At 49.2% G+C, this 19,765-nt stretch carries 21 protein-coding genes; 13 read left to right on the forward strand and 8 right to left on the reverse strand.

What is annotated here, in order from left to right:
• Positions 1–151: 151 nt before the first annotated feature.
• A complete protein-coding gene (gene ettA / locus KU855_RS06495) occupies positions 152–1,819 on the reverse strand; it encodes an energy-dependent translational throttle protein EttA (protein ID WP_218529498.1) in 1,668 nt (555 codons plus the stop codon).
• 218 nt (positions 1,820–2,037) lie between these two features.
• Here ettA and KU855_RS06500 point away from each other — a divergent pair, with 218 nt between their 5' ends.
• Complete coding sequence (locus tag KU855_RS06500) at positions 2,038–2,442, forward strand: GFA family protein (RefSeq protein WP_218529499.1); 405 nt, start codon at positions 2,038–2,040, stop codon at positions 2,440–2,442.
• Positions 2,443–2,489: 47 nt separating this feature from the next.
• Here KU855_RS06500 and KU855_RS06505 read toward each other — a convergent pair whose 3' ends face one another.
• Positions 2,490–2,996, reverse strand: coding sequence for a GNAT family N-acetyltransferase (locus KU855_RS06505; protein WP_218529500.1), 507 nt, complete (start codon positions 2,994–2,996; stop codon positions 2,490–2,492).
• Positions 2,997–3,078: 82 nt separating this feature from the next.
• Positions 3,079–3,735 carry a PolC-type DNA polymerase III gene (locus tag KU855_RS06510; RefSeq protein ID WP_218529501.1) on the reverse strand — a complete coding sequence of 219 codons (657 nt, stop codon included), beginning with the start codon at positions 3,733–3,735 and terminating at the stop codon, positions 3,079–3,081.
• A gap of 310 nt (positions 3,736–4,045) precedes the next feature.
• Between KU855_RS06510 and glyA the strand changes: the two genes are divergently transcribed.
• The 9 genes from glyA (at position 4,046) to KU855_RS06555 (ending at position 11,376) form a co-directional block, all read left to right on the forward strand.
• Positions 4,046–5,299 (forward strand): serine hydroxymethyltransferase, encoded by a 1,254-nt coding sequence (gene glyA / locus KU855_RS06515; protein WP_218529502.1) that lies wholly within the window; start codon positions 4,046–4,048, stop codon positions 5,297–5,299.
• Positions 5,300–5,380: 81 nt separating this feature from the next.
• A complete protein-coding gene (gene nrdR / locus KU855_RS06520) occupies positions 5,381–5,830 on the forward strand; it encodes a transcriptional regulator NrdR (protein ID WP_218529503.1) in 450 nt (149 codons plus the stop codon).
• Between the two features lie 9 nt (positions 5,831–5,839).
• Positions 5,840–6,997 carry a bifunctional diaminohydroxyphosphoribosylaminopyrimidine deaminase/5-amino-6-(5-phosphoribosylamino)uracil reductase RibD gene (ribD, locus tag KU855_RS06525; RefSeq protein WP_371316326.1) on the forward strand — a complete coding sequence of 386 codons (1,158 nt, stop codon included), beginning with the start codon at positions 5,840–5,842 and terminating at the stop codon, positions 6,995–6,997.
• A 6-nt stretch (positions 6,998–7,003) separates the two neighbouring features.
• Positions 7,004–7,657 (forward strand): riboflavin synthase, encoded by a 654-nt coding sequence (locus tag KU855_RS06530; RefSeq protein ID WP_218529504.1) that lies wholly within the window; start codon positions 7,004–7,006, stop codon positions 7,655–7,657.
• 68 nt (positions 7,658–7,725) lie between these two features.
• Entirely contained in the window at positions 7,726–8,829 is a 1,104-nt protein-coding gene (gene ribBA / locus KU855_RS06535) for a bifunctional 3,4-dihydroxy-2-butanone-4-phosphate synthase/GTP cyclohydrolase II (RefSeq protein WP_218529505.1), read from the forward strand.
• 130 nt (positions 8,830–8,959) lie between these two features.
• Positions 8,960–9,436: a 6,7-dimethyl-8-ribityllumazine synthase gene (ribE, locus tag KU855_RS06540; protein WP_218529506.1), complete on the forward strand. Its 477-nt coding sequence runs from the start codon at positions 8,960–8,962 to the stop codon at positions 9,434–9,436.
• A 14-nt stretch (positions 9,437–9,450) separates the two neighbouring features.
• Positions 9,451–9,855, forward strand: coding sequence for a transcription antitermination factor NusB (gene nusB, locus KU855_RS06545; protein WP_218529507.1), 405 nt, complete (start codon positions 9,451–9,453; stop codon positions 9,853–9,855).
• Between the two features lie 70 nt (positions 9,856–9,925).
• Positions 9,926–10,885 (forward strand): thiamine-phosphate kinase, encoded by a 960-nt coding sequence (gene thiL / locus KU855_RS06550; RefSeq protein WP_218529508.1) that lies wholly within the window; start codon positions 9,926–9,928, stop codon positions 10,883–10,885.
• On the forward strand, positions 10,882–11,376 hold the full coding sequence (locus tag KU855_RS06555) for a phosphatidylglycerophosphatase A (protein WP_218529509.1): 495 nt from the start codon (positions 10,882–10,884) through the stop codon (positions 11,374–11,376). Before thiL ends, KU855_RS06555 begins: the two co-directional genes overlap by 4 nt.
• Before the next feature lie 173 nt (positions 11,377–11,549).
• Here KU855_RS06555 and KU855_RS06560 read toward each other — a convergent pair whose 3' ends face one another.
• Entirely contained in the window at positions 11,550–11,915 is a 366-nt protein-coding gene (locus tag KU855_RS06560; protein ID WP_218529510.1) for a cytoplasmic protein, read from the reverse strand.
• 253 nt (positions 11,916–12,168) lie between these two features.
• The gene (yiaY, locus tag KU855_RS06565; protein WP_218529511.1) at positions 12,169–13,317 is read right to left on the reverse strand and encodes an L-threonine dehydrogenase; all 1,149 of its coding nucleotides are present in this window, start codon (positions 13,315–13,317) and stop codon (positions 12,169–12,171) included.
• 351 nt (positions 13,318–13,668) lie between these two features.
• Here yiaY and KU855_RS06570 point away from each other — a divergent pair, with 351 nt between their 5' ends.
• The 3 genes from KU855_RS06570 to KU855_RS06580 all read left to right on the forward strand — a co-directional run bounded on the left by KU855_RS06570 (position 13,669) and on the right by KU855_RS06580 (position 16,959).
• A complete protein-coding gene (locus KU855_RS06570) occupies positions 13,669–14,220 on the forward strand; it encodes a cyclase family protein (protein ID WP_218529512.1) in 552 nt (183 codons plus the stop codon).
• 108 nt (positions 14,221–14,328) lie between these two features.
• The gene (locus KU855_RS06575) at positions 14,329–15,594 is read left to right on the forward strand and encodes a DEAD/DEAH box helicase (RefSeq protein WP_218529513.1); all 1,266 of its coding nucleotides are present in this window, start codon (positions 14,329–14,331) and stop codon (positions 15,592–15,594) included.
• 18 nt (positions 15,595–15,612) lie between these two features.
• On the forward strand, positions 15,613–16,959 hold the full coding sequence (locus tag KU855_RS06580; RefSeq protein ID WP_218529514.1) for an MATE family efflux transporter: 1,347 nt from the start codon (positions 15,613–15,615) through the stop codon (positions 16,957–16,959).
• 60 nt (positions 16,960–17,019) lie between these two features.
• Here the strand turns inward: KU855_RS06580 and KU855_RS06585 are convergent, their stop codons facing one another.
• The 3 genes from KU855_RS06585 to KU855_RS06595 are packed head-to-tail and all read right to left on the reverse strand — an operon-like array spanning position 17,020 to position 19,727.
• Positions 17,020–17,586, reverse strand: a complete 567-nt coding sequence (locus KU855_RS06585; protein ID WP_218529515.1) for an LUD domain-containing protein — start codon at positions 17,584–17,586, stop codon at positions 17,020–17,022.
• Positions 17,587–17,589: 3 nt separating this feature from the next.
• Positions 17,590–18,972, reverse strand: a complete 1,383-nt coding sequence (locus KU855_RS06590) for a lactate utilization protein B (RefSeq protein ID WP_218529516.1) — start codon at positions 18,970–18,972, stop codon at positions 17,590–17,592.
• 11 nt (positions 18,973–18,983) lie between these two features.
• Positions 18,984–19,727, reverse strand: coding sequence for a (Fe-S)-binding protein (locus KU855_RS06595; RefSeq protein ID WP_218529517.1), 744 nt, complete (start codon positions 19,725–19,727; stop codon positions 18,984–18,986).
• Positions 19,728–19,765 lie beyond the last annotated feature (38 nt).

The raw sequence follows: 19,765 nt of genomic DNA on the forward strand, positions 1-19,765 counted from the left end.
AATCTAGCGCGGAACTCATCGTGGAGCGGGTGGTAGCACCTAATGAAGACTCCGAATACATTAGCGCAAACCAACCTCGTTATCGGAAATATCATTTGCAATAACGAGGCGGACCATACATTTTTATGGTGAAGTTAGCGATAAGCGAGACTTACTTAGTCATTCGCTTGTACTTCAGACGGTGAGGTTCAACCACGTCGGCACCATAGGTGGCCTTTAACCATGCTGAGTATTCGGTGTAGTTACCTTCGTAGAAGTTCACTTGGCCTTCGTCGCGATAATCGAGGATGTGGGTCGCGATTCGATCGAGGAACCAGCGGTCGTGAGAAATGACCATGGCACAACCGGGGAATTCCAGTAAGGCTTCCTCGAGTGCACGTAAGGTTTCAACGTCTAAGTCGTTGGTCGGTTCGTCGAGTAATAACACGTTACCGCCGGCCTGCAACAGCTTAGCTAAATGTACACGGTTACGTTCACCGCCAGAGAGTGAGCCGATGATCTTTTGCTGATCGCCACCACGGAAGTTAAAACGTCCCACATAGGCGCGACTTGGAATTTCCATGTTGTTGATGCGCATGATGTCTTGTCCACCGGAGATTTCTTCCCAAATGGTATTTTTGTCATTCATCGAATCACGGAACTGCTCCACCGAGGCCAACTGTACCGTTTCACCCAGCTCGATAGTCCCGCTATCGGGAGTTTCCGCGCCGGATAACATCTTGAACAAGGTTGATTTACCGGCGCCGTTAGCCCCGATAATGCCAACAATGGCCCCTTTAGGGACAGTGAAGGATAAGTTATCAATCAGGACGCGATCACCATACGATTTGGTCAGGTTATTGACCTCAATGACTTTGTCGCCTAAGCGTGGTCCAGGTGGAATAAATAGCTCATTGGTTTCGTTACGCTTTTGGTAATCATTGGTATTGAGCTCTTCAAAGCGTGCCATCCGCGCTTTACCTTTAGATTGACGACCTTTAGCGCCTTGGCGAACCCATTCCAACTCTTTGGCAATGGTCTTTTGACGCGCGCTTTCCGTTGCCGACTCTTGCTTTAAGCGGTTGTCTTTTTGTTCCAACCAAGAGGAGTAGTTACCTTCCCATGGTATACCTTCACCACGGTCCAATTCTAAAATCCAGCCCGCGGCGTTGTCGAGGAAGTAACGGTCGTGGGTAATCGCGACCACAGTGCCTGAGTATTCTTGCAAGAAGTGCTCAAGCCATGCCACCGATTCCGCATCCAAGTGGTTGGTGGGTTCGTCGAGTAGCAGCATTTCTGGCTTTTCGAGCAGCAGACGACAAATGGCGACACGACGACGTTCACCCCCTGACAGCACCTCGATTTTTTCATCCCAGTCGGGCAGACGCAGCGCATTGGCCGCCCGCTCTAAGATGTGGTCAAGATTATGAGCATCTTGCGCCTGAATAATGGCTTCTAACTCACCTTGTTCTTTAGCTAAAGCATCAAAATCAGCATCTGGCTCGGCGTAGAGTGCATACACTTGATCGAGGCGAGTCAGGGCATTTTTGGCCTCAGATACGGCCTCTTCAATGGCTTCACGCACGGTTTGGTTAGGATCTAATTTTGGCTCCTGCGGCAGATAACCAATTTTTAGACCCGGCATCGGCCGAGCTTCACCTTCAATTTCAGTATCAATACCGGCCATGATCCGCAGTAAGGTCGATTTACCCGAACCGTTGAGACCGAGCACACCAATTTTGGCGCCGGGGAAAAAACTTAAGGAAATATCTTTCAAAATTTGCTTTTTAGGCGGAACAATCTTGCCCACCCTCAGCATGCTATACACAAATTGAGCCATATGAATTCTCGGTTTTTTAACAATGGCGGCAGTGTACTAAATTGCCTCTTTTGCTGCCAGTAGCAAGATAGACTTGGTGCACAACCACTCACCCGCAATCGTGGCACGGCAGGTTCGATACGAATGAAGTGCCAGATGATTCGAGAAGGGGATCGTTATGACCATTTGTGACTATGCTCATGGTAGGGGGGCCGTTGAGATGAGACAGGAGAGCAACGATGAAAATTGAAGGGGGATGTCTGTGCGGAGCGATTCGCTATTGTATTGATGCCACGCCTATTGACGCTGGGTGTTGTCATTGCCATCGCTGTCAAAAATCCAGTGGGGCGCCAGTGCTTGCTTGGTTAACGATACCGTTTAGTGGCTTTACTTATACCGCTGGCGTTGCCGGCTCCTTTGCTTCAAGTCCCGAATATTTGCGGGAGTTTTGTCGTGATTGTGGGACACAAATTGCGTTTAGATTACACCGCAATCCTAGCATGATTGATATTACGATTTGCTCATTAGATGACAGTTCGGCCATCCGCTTGGATTATCATATTTGGTGTCAGAGTCAGGTGAGTTGGCTCGCATTTAATGATGATTTACCCAAGTACGAGGATGCTGGGCCGGACGGGGCATAAAAGTTCGCCAGTCCACTGGTCGATACGGGTATCAGTGAGGCAGAGAATTACCTCTGATATTGATATAGATTATTTTCAAGCTCATACAATTGTGTCGTGTCAATTAGAGCAAAACCTAAGCGCATCAACAAGCGATTTGAGTTAAGGTTGTTCGGCAAGGTCACCGCTATTACTGTTTCTAAGCTATGGTTTGTCATGGTGTGCTTGAGGACGGCCGTAGCGGCTTCGAGGGCATAGCCTTGGCCGCAATATTCTGACAACATCGCGTAGCCTAGATCGGGTTTATCTAACTCGGCTCGGGTTAATAGGCCGCACATGCCGATGGCGGTATTGTCGGACCTCTGGGCGACCAAGTTAAGACCAAACCCGTGAGTGTGATAACTTGCTAACGGGCCTTGGCGCAAGTAATTCTCCGCATCTTTTTGATCGCGAACATGCTTATCGGCGATATACCGTATAAATGATGCTTGATTGAGTAATCGAATGATAAACTCAGTATCTGCCAGCGTAAACGGTCTAATAATGAGTCGCTCCGTTTGACATAATGGGGTCATCGCTGTACCTCGAATCGACACGCTTGGGTGTATTGGCTGTGTGATGTTGGATTAAGTTTGGCAGAGATTGTGGTCGTTAACGTCATTTTCTCCATCCGGCCTCAGTGCCCTGATGTTGCTGAGCGCGCACGGTTGCCAATAACCCACTCAGCGCGCTTTTGCTGGTTTTACTGATGGTTTGCATCAACTGGAAACTGGGTTCATCGATCTGCTGTTGCTCGAGTTCGTTGATCATGACCTGCCACAGTTTAGCGGTCATTTGGGCATCGGCCAGTGCTCGGTGAAAAACGCCATCATTCTCTATGTGATTAAAGGCGACTAAATCGCCTAACTTATGGCTTGGTGCCTGTTGGAATAGGCGGCGGGCGATTAACATTGAACAGGCAAACTGGCCCGGATACTGGATATTGACTCGGGCTAATTCGGCATCAAGAAAGCGTTTATCGAACGAGGCATTATGGGCTACCAGCGGACTATCACCGATAAAGTGGCGAAAATCACGCATCACCTCTTCGGCGCTGGGCGCGGTACTTAACATGGTGTTGGTAATGCCGGTGTAGTCTTCAATAAAGCGACTGATACGGCGATTAGGATTGATTAATTGTTGAAAGGTATCAATCACTTCGCCATTGAGTAACTTGACCGCGCCAATTTCAATGGCGCGATCGCCTTGATGGGGGGATAAGCCGGTGGTTTCAAAGTCGAGAACGATAACAGAATGTGCTGGAGTGATTGGCATTCAGAGGGCCTTGATGTTGAGCGCGCACGCAGGTGGTGCCAAAAAGGAGAGTATATACGGCGCGACCACCATCGGGACAGTGGCAGAGGCGTCGCCTGCTTAAGATAGCGGCGCCGTCGGGGCTGATTAGCCTGATTATTCGGACAAATAAGACACTAGGGTCAGGTTTTAAGAACACAGCGTTCAGCATAATTGCAAGTATTTTCATGTGGTTCGATCTGGGATTGTGCGCCATAGCAGAGTAAACTAGCGAGCAATTCAAGCCGTATCCTACAAAATACCAAAGTTAACTTTGCTGCCGGAGTCGCTAATGCTGAAGAAAGACATGAATATTGCTGATTATGATCCACAATTGTTCGCCGCTATCGAGAACGAAACTCGCCGCCAAGAAGAACACATTGAGCTGATTGCATCAGAAAACTATACCAGCCCGCGGGTGATGGAAGCGCAAGGTTCTCAGCTGACAAATAAGTATGCCGAAGGTTATCCGCAGAAGCGTTATTATGGTGGTTGTGAGTATGTGGATATCGTCGAAACCTTAGCGATTGAGCGAGCGAAAGAATTATTTGGTGCCACCTATGCGAACGTCCAGCCTCATTCGGGATCGCAAGCCAACAGTGCTGTGTACATGACCTTGTTGCAGCCGGGTGATACCGTGCTGGGAATGAATTTAGCCCACGGTGGTCACTTGACCCATGGCTCGCCAGTCAACTTTTCTGGCAAGTTATATAACATTATTCCTTACGGTATCGATGAAACCGGTCATATTGATTATGACGAAATGGAGCGCATCGCCATCGAGAAAAAGCCAAAGATGATGATTGGTGGTTTCTCGGCGTACTCCGGCATTGTGGACTGGGCGAGAATGCGTGAGATTGCCGATAAAATTGGCGCCTATTTGTTCGTGGATATGGCTCACGTTGCCGGCTTAGTGGCCGCGGGTGTGTATCCGGATCCTGTGCCCCATGCACACGTCGTTACCTCTACCACTCACAAAACCTTAGCAGGCCCTCGTGGCGGCATTATATTATCTGCTGCTAACGATGAAGACCTGTATAAGAAGCTCAATTCGGCGGTATTCCCAGGTGGCCAAGGTGGCCCGTTAATGCATGTTATTGCTGGTAAAGCCGTTGCCTTTAAAGAAGCCTTAGAGCCTGAATTTACTTTGTATCAACAACAAGTGGTTAAGAATGCAAAAGCCATGGTTGAGGTGTTCCTTGAGCGCGGTTATAAAATCGTCTCTGGCGGTACCGATAACCACTTAATGCTGGTGGATTTGATTGATAAGGACATCACAGGTAAAGAAGCCGATGCTGCTTTAGGTCAAGCCAATATTACGGTTAACAAAAACTCGGTGCCAAATGATCCGCGTTCACCGTTTGTTACCTCTGGTATTCGTATCGGTACGCCAGCGATTACCCGTCGCGGCTTTAAAGAAGCCGAAGCTAAGTTACTGACCACTTGGATTTGTGATGTGCTTGATGATGTCAATGATGTGGCCACCATTGAGAAAGTGAAGCAACAGGTCCTTGATTTGTGCGCTCGGTTTCCAGTTTACGGTTAACCTTAAGTTGGAAATGCGATAAACTCCAATGGCCGCCTTTTGCGGCCATTTTTGTTTGTTGCTATCTTGCCCGGAGGCAAAATGCATTGTCCTTTTTGCAGCGCCACAGAGACCAAAGTTATTGATTCGCGTTTGGTGGCCGATGGTCATCAGGTGCGCCGTCGTCGCGAATGCACGTTATGCCATGAGCGCTTCACCACCTTTGAAGGTGCTGAGCTTGTGATGCCCCGAGTCATTAAGCGGGATGGCAGTCGCCAACCGTTTGATGAAGAAAAACTGCGTGGCGGCATGTTACGCGCCGTCGAAAAACGGCCGGTGTCGATGGATCAACTCGAGCAAGCTCTGACTAAAATCAAATCGCAACTTCGAGCCACAGGTGAGCGTGAAGTTAAATCAGAAATGATAGGTAATCTTATGATGGATCAGTTAATGGTGCTCGATAAGGTAGCTTATATTCGTTTTGCTTCTGTTTACCGCGCCTTTGAAGATGTATCAGAATTTGGCGAAGCTATCGCCCGATTACAGAAATAAGAGGCCGTCGTGAATCACTGGTCGTTGCAAGATATTAAGTGTATGAACCGTGCACTCCACCTCGCGGCGAAGGGGCGTTATACCACGGCTCCTAATCCCAATGTTGGCTGCGTCATTAGTCTGCACGATGACATCGTTGGTGAAGGTTACCACCAACGTGCAGGTGAGCCTCATGCCGAAGTCTTTGCCTTGCGTGAGGCAGGAGCACAGGCCAAAGGCGCCACCGCCTATGTGACGCTTGAACCGTGTAGTCATTATGGCCGTACGCCCCCGTGCGCATTAGCACTGATAGAAGCGGGTGTTGCGCGCGTAGTGATTGCGATGGTGGACCCGAATCCGCAAGTTGCCGGCAAGGGCGTTGCGCTGTTAACCGCCGCGGGAATTCGTGTCGACATTGGCTTAGGTGAGAGTGATGCCCGTGGATTAAATCCAGGCTTCTTGCAGCGAATGGAAACCGGGTTAGCGCGGGTGAGTGTTAAATTGGCGGCGAGCCTCGATGGTAAAACCGCGCTGCGCAATGGCGTATCTAAGTGGATCACGGGCCAAGAATCGCGACGTGATGTCCAGCGTATGCGGGCGCGTCATGGCGCCATCATCACAGGTATTGATACCGTATTAGCCGATGATCCTTTACTGACGGTTCGCTATCAAGAGCTCGGCTCATTGTGTGAAACCTTGGATATCGATGACTTAATTCAACCGGTACGGGTGGTGCTCGATAGCCAAGCGAGACTTCCTGCCAGTGCCTATCTATTTAGTGCACCAAGCCCGATTATTTTAGTGTCAGTGGCAGATTATGCCGACAGTGATAAACAAAACTGGCCGGTGCATGTGGCACATTGGCGTTGTAAAGGCGACGATGATGGTCGAATTAATCTCAAGCGCCTGATTGAAAAACTGAGCCTTGACCACCATTCCATCATGATAGAAGCGGGCGCGACCTTAGCGGGGGCATTTATTGACCAAGGCTTGGTCGATGAGCTGGTGTTATATCAAGCCATTAAAATTTTGGGCAGTCATGGCCGTAATTTGGTGAATTTATCGGATTATCACCGTTTAGATGACGCCCCCCGTTGTCAACTGATCGACGAGCGAGCCATTGGTGCCGACCGCCGTTTGACCTTGGCTTTTGGAAAAGCCGTTAATCATGCCAACATAGGCGAGTAACAATCGATGTTTACAGGAATTATTGAAGCGGTAGGGACCTTGCGTCAGTTAAGCCGCCGAGGCGATGATATTCGCCTCAATGTCGCCAGTGGTAAGCTGGATTTAACCGATGTGAAGTTAGGCGACAGTATTGCCACCAATGGGGTGTGTTTAACCGTGGTTGAATGTTTAGCCGATGGTTATGTTGCCGATATCTCGGCTGAGACCGTCAGCTTAACCGGTTTTGCGCATTACCAGGTCGGCACGCACGTCAATCTTGAGAAAGCGGTGATGCCAACCACTCGTCTCGGTGGCCATATGGTCAGTGGCCATGTCGACGGCGTGGCGCGAGTGATTGAACGCAGTGTGCGAGGCAAAGCGATAGAGTTTTGGTTAGAGGCACCCCATGCCTTAGCTCGCTATATTGCCCATAAAGGCTCTATCACAATCGATGGTGTGAGCTTGACAGTGAATGAAGTGATGGATGCGCGTTTTCGCCTCACCATAGTGCCTCATACTGCCGGTGAAACCACCTTGGTGGACTTGGCCGTTGGCGCGAGCGTGAATATTGAAGTGGACTTAGTGGCGCGCTATTTAGAGCGCTTGTTACAGACGCCAACTGAGACGGCTTCTTCAGGCGTGACCATGGAGCTGCTGGCAAAATCGGGATTCATGCGCTAAGTCGCAGCTTGATTTTGTTGAGTGCAGTAAATTCTATAAATATTTATAAATACAAATAGGTCTTAACGATGGCGCTACACAGCATAGAAGAAATCATTGAAGATATTCGTCAGGGGAAAATGGTCATCCTGATGGACGATGAAGACAGAGAAAACGAAGGTGATTTAATCATGGCGGCCGAAAAGGTTACGCCACAAGCCATCAACTTTATGGCCACCTATGGCCGTGGTCTGATTTGCCAGACCATGACTAAGGCGCGTTGTTTACAATTGGATTTGCCCTTGATGGTAACCAATAATAACGCCCAATTTTCGACCAACTTTACTGTGTCAATCGAGGCGGCTGAAGGGGTGACCACCGGGATCAGCGCTCACGATCGCGCGGTGACTGTGCAGGCTGCGGTAGCCCGCGATGCCAAAGCGTCTGATTTGGTACAGCCTGGGCATATCTTCCCGTTAATGGCGCAAGATGGCGGGGTATTAACCCGTGCCGGTCATACCGAAGCAGGTTGTGATTTAGCGCGTTTGGCTGGCCTTGAACCCTCTGGGGTTATTGTTGAAATTCTCAATGAAGATGGCACCATGGCGCGTCGTCCTGATTTAGAAGTCTTCAGCGAAAAGCACGGCATCAAGATTGGCACCATTGCCGATTTAATTGAATACCGCAACCACACGGAAACGACCGTTGTTCGTGAAGCAAAATGTCAATTACCGACCCGTTTTGGCGAGTTTGAAATGGTGACCTTCCGCGACACCATCGACAACCAGCTGCACTTTGCCTTGATCAAAGGCGACTTGGGCGCTAACCCTTTAGTGCGAGTGCATTTACAAAATACCTTCAATGATGTGCTCTACTCAGAGCGCGATCAATCCCGTAGCTGGCCGTTAGACAAGGCCATGGCGCGTATTGCTGAAGAAGGTGGGGTGTTAGTGTTACTGGACGGCCAGCAGCATGCTTCTGATTTGCTTGCAAAAGTTAAAGCATTTGAAGCTGAAGATAATGGCCAAGCTCAAGCTGCGGCGAAATGGCAAGGTACGTCACGCCGCGTCGGTATTGGCTCACAAATTCTGGCTAACTTGGGCGTGACGAACATGCGCTTATTGAGTTCGGTTAAGAAATATCATTCGCTGTCGGGCTTCGGTTTAGAGGTTACCGAATACGTTAGCGAATAATCCCGCTTGGGAAAAACCATATTCCATTAAAATAGCATGATCCGGCAGCATTTCCCTGTGGTATGATAGCGCCACTTTTCGTCTCGGGTACGCACCGAGCATCGTGCTTTGCTAAATTTTAGGTAAGATAATGAACATAGTACAAGGTAATATCGAAGCGAAAAATGCCAAGGTGGCGATCGTTGTTTCTCGTTTTAACAGCTTTCTGGTTGAAAGTTTGCTCGACGGAGCCATCGATACCCTGAAGCGTTTCGGTCAAGTCCAGGATGATAATATTACTGTGGTGCGTGTACCTGGTGCGTTTGAGTTGCCATTAGCGGCCCGCCGTGTTGCGGCCAGCGGTAAGTTTGATGGCATCATCGCCTTAGGTGCAGTCATTCGTGGTGGCACGCCACACTTTGATTTTGTTGCTGGTGAATGCAACAAAGGCTTAGCGCAAGTGTCATTGGAATTCGATGTACCGGTATCATTCGGTGTATTGACTACAGATACCATAGAACAAGCCATTGAGCGTTCTGGTACTAAAGCGGGCAACAAGGGTGGCGAAGCTGCTCTGGGTCTGCTGGAAATGGTCAATGTACTTCAAGAACTTGAACAACAGCTGTAATAGTAGGAAAAAACATGAAGCCTTCTGAGCGCCGTAAGGCCCGCCGTTTAGCGGTGCAGGCCATTTATTCATGGCAATTAAGTGGTAACAATATCGCCGATGTCGAGCATGAGTTCTTAACTGAGCAAGCTTTAGACGGTGTTGATGTCACTTATTTCCGTGAACTGTTTGCTGGCGCGGCAACGAAATCAGGTCAGTTGGATGAAATCATCATCCCGCACCTGGAACGTCCTTTGGATGAAGTCTCTCCGGTTGAGAAAGCCATCTTGCGTTTAGCGACGTATGAGCTAACCTTCCGTAAAGACGTGCCATACAAGGTTGTGATCAACGAAGCTATCGAGTTGGCTAAAGCCTTCGGTGCCGAGGATGGTCATAAGTTTGTCAACGGCATCCTGGACAAATTGGTTGCTCGTAAATAAGAATAAAAACGGTATCTTCGGATACCGTTTCCTTTATCAGGAGCAGACAGGTCTGCCTGTCTGATAGTCAGTGAAAGAATTCCAACTGATTGAACAGTATTTCCAAGGACGGGGACCTTTGCGCAAAGATGTTGTGCTGGGGATTGGAGACGATTGCGCCCTGTTAAAACCCGCCGAACGAAAATTCCTCGCGATTGCCTGTGACACCTTAGTAGAAAACACGCACTTTTTCCCCGATATGCCAGCGCAAGCCTTAGGTTATAAAGCCCTTGTGGTGAATTTATCGGATCTCGCCGCCATGGGCGCTGAGCCTGCATGGATGACGCTGGCATTAACCTTGCCCGAGGTCGACGAAGCTTGGGTGCGTGATTTTAGCGAAGGATTTTTTGAGGCGGCGGATTATTATGGCATTGCTTTAGTCGGCGGCGACACCACCTGTGGCCCAAAATCCATCACAGTCACAGTGCAAGGGCTGGTACCTGAAGGCGCGGCCTTGACTCGCCATGGCGCTAAAAATGGGGATTGGATTTACGTGACCGGTACCTTGGGTGACTCGGCGCTTGGCCTCGATATTTTGCGTGGTACGGTCGATGTCCGCCCTGAATACCGTCAGGCGTTAATTGCACGGCATTATCACCCAACGCCACGAGTGTTAGCCGGACAATCTTTACGTAAATTAGCCTCAAGCGCGATTGATGTGTCCGATGGCTTGCTGAGTGACATTCGCCATGTGCTGAAAGCCTCTGGTTGTGGCGCCATGATCGAGGTGAGCGATTTACCCTTATCCCAGGGCCTAAAGGATTGTGTCAGTGAAGAGCAAGCACGACAATACGCCTTATGCGGCGGTGAAGATTACGAATTATTGTTTACGGTGCCTGAATCCCAAAAAGGTGCTCTGCAAACGGCGTTAAATCAGGCCGGGGTGCGCTTTACTTGTATCGGTCAGATAAGCGCTGGCACGCAATTGAAATTAAAGTTACATGGTGAGCCTTATGAGGCCACCTTTACTGGGTTTGAGCATTTTAAATGAAATGGTTAGCGCAAGATCCTGCATTGAAGAAGTTGTCTTTAAAAAATCCCATTCACTTTTTGGCCTTAGGTTTTGGCTCGGGCTTAGCGGCTAAGGCGCCGGGAACCTTTGGCACCTTGGCGGCGTTACCGGTATTTCTGCTGCTAGCACCGCTCGGTCTGCCTGCCTATTTGGCGATAACGCTGGTGGTGATAGTGGCCGGAGTGTTTATTTGTCATCGTGCTGCCCATGATATGGGGGTGCATGATCACGGCGCGATTGTGTGGGATGAAGTCGCAGGCTTATTGATCACCTTGATAGCCGTACCCATGCAGTGGCAATGGATCGCCTTAGGCTTTGTGTTGTTTCGCCTGTTTGACATTATTAAGCCTTGGCCAATTCGCTGGCTTGACGCGAAAGTCGATGGCGGCTTTGGCATTATGATCGATGATGTGGTGGCCGGGGTATTTGCCTTGCTGTCATTGCAACTGTGTCTGTATTGGTTCGGTTAAGCAAGCATCGTCTTTATTGACAAACTAAGATGTCGCCACTGGCGGCATTTTTTTTGGGAGGGCGTTGGTAGTCAGGGATGGGGCGCTGGGGATGAGATAGAGGCAAACCCAAAAAGATAAATGCCTGGCGAATTGAGCTGATATAGGAATGAACCAGGCATTTATGGGGATGATTATTTCAAGCGATTAAGGCGTGATTGGCAATCATCGAGGAGGTAGTCACTGATCTCGCGGAACACATCGGGGCATTGGCACTGTTCAAGTAAGAGCTTCATTGTCACGAGTGCATGTTCGCTGCCATTAATTTTTTCAGTGAGCAAACCAAAATAGACATTTTTATCTTGAGCTTTGCGTATGGTTAACGGCCCAACTTCATACACGACTTGACCGGAATTGCTATGCCATTTTGAAATTCGATTTAAGGCAATTTCACAGGCATGGTTGATTTCTACGTGTTGTCTCCAATCGCATTCGGTGGGGCTATCTATCTGAGTTTCGCTACGGACTGTGTAATTTACAACATGGGTAATAGCTGTCATAACGTCTTGCTCCTGCAATGATAGGTTCACTTTCAGCATGGAGCTTTCAGTGAACTCGGTCAATCTAAGATTAGGTGTTTTTTGATATCGCCGACACTTTTACAGTCTTTATTCTGTATCTAATTGATTTTTATGAATTTGGCCCAACAATGTATGGGCTGATTTAGGATAGACCAAGCGGATAAACCCAGCAGACTGAACAAAAAGCCCCGCAGACAGTTGTCACAGTGCGGGGCGAGTAACTCAAGTCGCGTTACAGGGCATGGGTAAAGATTTGACAGATTTCTTCGTGGGTCGCTTGTTTCGGGTTAGTGAAGCCACACGCATCCTTGAGGGCATTGGCCGCTAACGTGGGAATATCTTCAGGATTTACGCCAAGCTCTGTCAGGCTGGCGGGAATATTGACAGCCTTGGCCAGCGCCTTAATGGCGGTGATTGCCCCTTGGGCTCCCATATCCGCGCTCATACCTTGGGTATTAACCCCCATGGCTTTGGCTACGTCAGCTAAGCGCGGCGCAGCCACTTGGGCGTTATAGGCTTGTACATAGGGCAGTAGCAAGGCATTACAGACGCCATGCGGTAAATCGTACATGCCTCCAAGTTGATGGGCCATGGCATGAACATAGCCTAAACTGGCATTGTTAAAGGCCATGCCGGCTAAGAACTGGGCATAAGCCATCTGCTCACGCGCGGCAATATTGTTGCCATCGTTGACCGCGGATTCTAGATGCGCCGCGATAAGTTCGATGGCCTTGATGGCACAAGCATCGGTGATGGGATTAGCCGCAATCGATACATAGGCTTCAATGGCATGGGTTAAAGCATCCATCCCCGTCGCGGCGGTGAGTGCTGCAGGCTTTTTCAGCATCAATTCTGGGTCATTAACCGATAATACCGGCGTCGTATTTTTGTCGACGATGGCCATTTTAATGTGGCGAGATTCATCGGTAATAATGCAGAAACGTGTCATTTCACTGGCGGTGCCAGCGGTGGTGTTAATGGCCACTAGCGGCAACTGGGGCTTGGTCGAAACATCCACGCCTTCGTAATCTTTAATTGAGCCGCCATTGGTCGCCACTAAGGCGATACCTTTGGCGCAATCATGGGGGGAACCACCGCCTAAGGAAATGACAAAGTCGCATTGATGTTGCGTGAGCAGAGCTAGGCCCGCATTAACATTTGCGACCGTAGGGTTGGGTTGGACGCCAGCGAATACCGTGGCTTGGATATCTTGTTGCTGAAGTTTGCTGGTGACTTGAGTGACCAGGCCAATATCGACTAAGGGTTGGTCTGTCACCAATAGCGCGTGTTTAAAGCCAAGCGTACAGATATCGCCAATGGCGTCATCTAGTGCGCCTTGACCGAGTACATTGACCGCAGGAATGAAAAATTTAGCCGCCATAATAGACCTCATAAAGTAAGTAAATTTTCTAAATCATGACTTTTTAAAAAAGCCCTCATTTAGAAAAATTGCTAACCAAGCCAAGTCTTTATGTGACTAAACTAACAGGTGTTGTTAGTGCTTTTGTTGATGACGATCACGATTTCGTCTGGATTTGTCATAAATTTTTCTATTTTTGTAACCCAGCAACAAAAATGGGAGTGTGAGTGAGACGTGGTGATGAGGCGAATGATGGCCGTGATGATCGCTATCAAAATCCGCAGTGTCATCTATGAGATAATCCTGTGGTACTCAGATAGTCATCGCAATTAACGGGAGAATAAAATTATATATCAAGCCAATGTTAGTCTGGTGGTTGAGCCTGATCATCCGGCTTATCAATGGGCAAAACGCCAATCCGATGCTGTCAATGCATTCGGTCATATTGGGACCCATATTGATTGTTACGAGTCAGTGCCGGCCGAGGATGAGTATCTGGTCGATGTCGTCATCATTGATTGTCGTCAGCAACCGGTGTCGATGGCCGATTTGCACGGGGTCGCGCTCACGGGCAAGGCCTTGATTCTGTATAGTGGAAACTTAGAACAACATGGCTATGCCACGCCCAGCTATGGCGCACAAGATACTGCAATCTCTTCTGCGGTGCTCACGGAAATTTTACAACAGGCACCCGCGTTTATTGTGATTGATAGTTATGGTATTGGGACACACGGTGAGCAGCATATTAGTTTTGATAAACGCTGTGAGTCTGCGGGTTGTTTCGTGATTGAAAATGTCAACTTAACTCATGCCGATATCCGCGCGATTAAATCGCTTAAGATCGTGATAGATACAACGGATACGGCAACAGGTAAACGCTGCCAACTGACGGCACTGGGTAAAGCGGTGTCGGAGTTCGCATGACTGCCAAATGTGGCGACATGGTTTGTCGCCGTGATGACGGTTTACTTCATAGGCGGAACGCTTGGCCTCTGGTACAATTGGGGCTGACTCATTTTAACGAATACCTTCATGAACTTTGCTGAACTTGGCTTCAATGACGCCACCCTTGAACGTCTACAAGATTTGAATTATCACACCCCGACCGAGGTACAACGCCAAGCCATTGGCGCTATTTTCGCCGGTAAAGATGTGATAGTGCAGGCTAGCACGGGCACAGGCAAAACGGCGGCTTTTAGTTTGCCGATAGTGCAACACTTAGTGACTTCATCGAACGATCCCGCTCCCCGCGTCCTGATTTTGGCTCCCACGCGCGAGTTAGTGGCGCAATTGGCTGACAAGTTGGCCGTGTATTCTGCCGGCACAGGTTTGCGGATTGTGGCGCTGTACGGCGGCGCGAATATTCAGGTGCAGCGCAAGCAGTTAATCGCGGGCACGGATATTGTGATTGCCACTCCAGGACGACTGTTTGATCTTTTAGGGCAAGGCGCTATCAGCCTAGATTCTGTCCGTTACTGGGTCATTGACGAAGCCGATCGTATGCTCGATATGGGGTTTGTGCCTGATGTCGAAAAACTGTCGCGTTTATTGCCAGGTAAAAGACAAACGCTTTTATTTTCAGCGACGTTTGATGATTCTGTGCAGGCATTGGCGGCTAAACTTACCCATAATGCCGAGCAAATTGCCCTCACCAGTCAACGGGTGCCCAGTTTGCTTAGTCAACAAGTCTTATTATTGGCGGCCTCGCGCAAGGCCGAATGGCTGGCTGAATACGTCGGCAAGCAAAATCTGCAGCAGGTCTTGGTATTTGTCAGCACCAAACAAGCGGCTGACGAGTTAGCCAAAGAGTTAACCCTTGACGGTATTCGTACCCAAGCGTTCCATGGGGATAAGACCCAAGGCGCACGTATGCGCGCATTAGAAGCCTTTAAAACCTTTAACTGCCGGGTATTAGTGGCTACTGATCTGGCGGCCCGTGGTCTGGATATTGCGGCATTACCTCTGGTGGTTAACTTTAGCTTGCCAGATAGCCCTGAGGATTTTATTCATCGCATCGGTCGCAGCGCCCGTGCAGGCCACAGCGGCATGGCAATTACCTTAATTAGCCCAGCAGAGCGCTTAGCATGGCAAGGTATCGCGGCCTTGCTCGATGAGGCGCCTGAGATCAGTACCCCAGAGGGTTATGAGTTCAATAAGGCCAGTGTCCATATTCAACATATACCTGCGCCTAAGGCGGCTAAGAAGCCATTTAAGTCGCATAAAAAACGCGTATCGAATAAGCCTCAAGCAAACGCTGTGGCAAAATTCAGCCGTAAGAAAAAACCTTCTGCACAATAATTAAGAATTGATAACGACATGAATCAACCCCACGTTGTAGCGCCTGATCCGCTATTGAATGAATCGATAACTCGTCTATTTTGGCGCTATAGCATTCCCACAATTATGTCGATGTTGGTCACTGGGATTTATGTGACCATTGATGGCATTTTTATTGGTCATTACCTCGGTGAACAAGGATTAGCCGCTTTAATGCTGGCTTATCCTGTGGGGGCGGTGTTGTATGCATTAGGCGCCATGATCGGTATGGGCAGTGCGGCCTTAGTGTCGATTAACCTAGGTCAAGGTAATCAAGAAAAAGCGCGCCATTTTGTCGGAAATGCCTTGAGTTTAAGTCTCATCACTGGGCTGGTGATGGCGATTTTAGGCAGTGTATTTAGTCGAGATATCTTGCTGATGTTAGGCGCCGAAGGCGAGATCCTTGAGGGCGCGTATCAATACCTCATTTGGTATTTTTTACTGGGTATCTTCCCTGTATTGTCTTTAACTTTTACCTCATTGTTGCGTAACGATGGTCGACCCGGCTTTGTCACTTGGGTGCTTATCGCCGGTGGCGTGATGAACATTGGCCTCGATTGGCTGCTGATCGTGGTGTATCCGATGGGCTTGGCCGGGGCAGCCATTGCCACCATGTTGTCACAAGCCTTCACTGGGCTTTTATGTTTACAGCACTTTTTCTCGGCGAAAACTAAGCTGCGTATTCATTGGCAACAGCTCAAGCTCAGCGTCGATAATTGCCTTAACATCGCTCGAGTCGGGTTTCCGAGCATGCTGATGAACTTGTATTTGTCGGTGGTATTAACCCTGCACAATATGGCGTTTTTATGGGTTGGTGGCCCCATTTTTGTGGCAGCTTATGGGGTAGTGAGTTACACCGAGGCAATTTTTTATCTTATTTTTGAAGGGATTGCTTTCGGCACTCAGCCGATACTCAGCTATAACGCGGGAGCGGGGCGCTACGATAGGGTCAAGCAGGCGAGGCGCTTGGCATTTGTGGTGACCTTAATCACCGCCTTTATCGGCTTACTGATGATTTATGGCTACCCGCAAGGCTTAGTGTATTTGTTTGCTGGCGACAATGAGGCGTTAACGCCAGTGGCTGTTGAAGGCATGCGTTTATATTTCTGGGGCTTACCGATGGAAGGTATGTTGCTGGTGGGGGCGAGTTTCTTCCAAGCAATCAACTGCAGTCGTGAAGCGTCTATCCTAACTGCCAGTAAATTGTTATTGATTGCGCTCTTGTTGATCGTTCTGGCCTGGTGGCTAGGTTCGACAGGGGTGTGGCTCGCCTTGCCTATTTGTTCTTGCGTGTTGGCGCTGTGGATGGGGTTTGCTATGCGTCGTCAAGACAGGTTACATGCCTGAGTTAGCTAAGAGGTTATGATAAAACGCCCCGGACTTGGGGCGTTTTGCTAAGCGCTGAACTTAAATCAAGTAGACATTAAGGCTACAGGCACCATGAGCGCCAACCACGAGGGCTTGCTCGATATCCGCGGTTTTAGAGGGACCGGCAATAAACACCCCAAATTCGCCCGGACGTAAACTAATTCGTTCCATCGCAACGTGCATATTAGCTACCAAACTATCGGCGTTGACCATTATCAGCAGGTTTTCACAAATAAATGGCGTGACTCGGTGGCCTTCGGGTTGGCTCACCCAAATGGCGCCATTCTCAGCGACGGCCAGCTCACCTTTTAAGATGGCATAATCGATATCTTGTAATTCATGGGCGGTGTTTGGGATCGCGCGGTTGCCTTCAACTTCAGGGCATAAAGAGATCACTTGCTGGCCCGCTGCGATTAAATCCTTGACGTAAGCGGCGAGGCTCGCCTGCCCATCTTGGCTATGTAAAGTGCCGGCAACCGTTGCTAACGAGTTGGCAAATTGGCCGACTAGATCGTCAATACGGGCAGGTACAGTAATGTCTGGCATGGCCACCGACGTTGGCGCAATGACGGATAATGATTCCAGAATTTCGAGTTTGCTCGACATAAATTAGCTCCTATTGTTCTTATACCAACGCTCAAAACTCGATGCTGGTGCGACCGGTAATTCACGATACTTACCCCAAGCACCAGAGCAGGGCTTGAGAAGGGCGCCGGGTAACAGTCTTAGCGAGGTACGCGCCATCGCCATCGAGGCATTTAGCATGGTTTCATTGGCCATCAGTTTACCGACTAATGGCATATAGCTAGATTTACCATAGGGGAGAGTACCGGCTTCGGCTTTCAGGCGGCGCTGGTGATGAATGATTTTATCGAGTGGCACCTTAGTGGGGCAGACAAACGAGCAACTGCCGCATAAAGTACAGGCCCAAGGTAATGAGTTGGTCGCATCGTGCTTGGCACCGACCGCAATCCCAATCGGACCTGGGATGGTGTAGTTATAACTAAAGCCCCCACTGCGGCGATACACTGGGCAGGTATTTAAACAGCCACCACAACGAATACATTTTAGCGATTCGGCTAAAATCTTGTCTTTCAGCATATCACTGCGGCCGTTATCGACCATGATGATATGCATCTCGCCTCCTGCTTGCGGGCCGCGATAAAAACTCGAGTAGGTGGTGATAGGTTGGCCGGTTGCGTTGCGTGCTAAGGTGCGCAGCAGTACCCCTGCACTGGCAAGGTTAGGCACGATTTTATCTATGCCCATTGAATGGAGCTGCAACTTAGGTAAGTTAGCGCCCATATCGGCATTACCTTCGTTGGTGCATACTACCACGGCGCCTTGATCGGCAATGGCCATATTGACGCCAGTCATCGCGGCATCGGCGCTCAAAAACTGGGCCCGTAAATGGGCGCGGGCTGCGCGGGTTAAATAGGTCGGATCTGACGCCCCTTTATCGGTACCGAGTTTCTCATGGAATAACTCACCCACTTCTTCTTTTTTGAGGTGAATCGCCGGCACCACAATATGCGATGGTGGTTGCTGGTTAAGCTGAATAATGCGCTCACCCAGATCGGTGTCGATGACTTCAATCCCCCGTTGTTCTAGATAGGGGTTGAGGTGACATTCTTCTGTCAGCATCGACTTAGATTTCACCAGTTTTTTAACCTGATGTTTAGCTAAGATCTGATGGACAATTTGATTGTGTTCCTCACCATCCTTGGCCCAATGCACCACAATGCCATTGGCAATACATTGTTGCTCAAACTCTTGCAGGTATTGGCCGAGATTGCTTAACGTATGCAGCTTAAGTTCGCTGCCTAAGGTTCGCAATTGCTCCCATTCAGGTAGGCTGGCAGCGGCACGGTCGCGTTTTTCACGTAGCACCCACAAAGCCTTCGAGTGCCAATCGACACGGGCTTCATCTTGGCAGAATTTTTCGGCGCGCTCGGCGTGAGTACGCGCCGATTCAGTATGTGGCATCGACATGATAATGCTCCTTATAGGGCCGCGTTAAGAACTTGGGCAATATGGCGAGTTTGGATCAATAAATGCTGACGGCGCATCATGCCATCTAGATGCAGTAAGCACGATGGGTCAAAGCCGACCGCATAAACCGCGCCGGTATCGGCATGCGCTTTAGCCTTATCTTTGCCCATTTTGGCTGATACTGCGCCTTCATCGACGGCGAAGGTGCCACCAAAGCCACAGCATTCATCGCGGCGTTCAGGGTAGACAATCTCGATACCTTCAATGGCGGCCAACACGGCTTCGACTTTATTAAATTTTGGCCCCATAGATTCACTCGGGCTAGCCAAGTTAAGCATACGAATACCGTGGCAACTCAGTTGCAAGCTGATCTTATGAGGGAATGGACGAGCAAATTGTTTGATCGGGGCTACATCATGTAAAAATTCAGTCAATTCATAGAGCTTATCAATGACAGCCGCGGCTTCTGGCGAGGAGTCAAACTCATGAAAATTCTCTTTAGCGGCCACTAAGCAAGAGGCTGCAGGGCAGACGATGGCGTCACAGTCCACCCCTTTGAAGGCATCTAATAATTTCAGGGTGGTTTTTTTGGCATCATCATAACAACCTGAGTTCGTCATTGGCTGACCGCAACAGGTTTGCCCCGCGGGTAAAATCACCTGATGACCTAATTTTTCTAATAATTCTAAGGTAGCAATGGCCACATCGGGCATCATTTGGTTGACTAAACAGGGGATAAAAAGTGCAATTTTCATGAACACATCCAAGCATATTACCGCAATAATTTGCCTTA

Source organism: Shewanella sp. NIFS-20-20, assembly GCF_019209865.1.
GTDB lineage: Bacteria > Pseudomonadota > Gammaproteobacteria > Enterobacterales > Shewanellaceae > Shewanella.